1 pseudogene is annotated in these 532 nt (G+C 42.9%); it reads left to right on the forward strand.

The annotated features are described in order from the left end of the window. Positions 1 to 12: 12 nt before the first annotated feature. Positions 13 to 532: pseudogene (locus IOD06_RS13520) on the forward strand (hypothetical protein); the annotation flags it as partial.

Genomic DNA, 532 nt, shown 5'->3' on the forward strand with positions numbered 1-532 from the left:
ATAGCGGGTTTTGTGGCTAAAATGCATGAACAGATTGAGCCGCTTTTTACGCAAGTGCTGATGATATGTGATGAAGAAGGCTTGATAGGCCGCAACATGGTTGCCATTGATGGGTGTAAATTAAAGTCCAATGCGAGTAAAGAGTGGAGCGGCACATTCGATGAGTTAAGCCGCAAAAAAGCAAAACTAGAACGCGCAAGCAAACGTATTATTGAACGCCACCAATCACAAGATGGACTGGGCGAAGAGTTGATAACTCAGGACTTAAAACAAAAAGAAAAGCTGGATAGAAATGCAGATAAAATCACCGAGTTCTTAGCCACTCAAAAAGAAAAAACAGGCAGTAAAGGCAAGCCAGTTAAAAGTAATATCACTGACCCTGATAGCGCGAAGATGACGACCTCAAAAGGGACAATTCAAGGCTACAACGGCATCGCGATAAACGATGATAAACACCAAATTATCCTGCAAGCTCAAGCGTGGGGTTCAGTGGGTGAACAACAAACCTTACAGCCAGCCATTACACAATTAA

This window comes from Psychrobacter sp. N25K4-3-2 (assembly GCF_015351755.1).
Lineage (GTDB): Bacteria > Pseudomonadota > Gammaproteobacteria > Pseudomonadales > Moraxellaceae > Psychrobacter > Psychrobacter glaciei.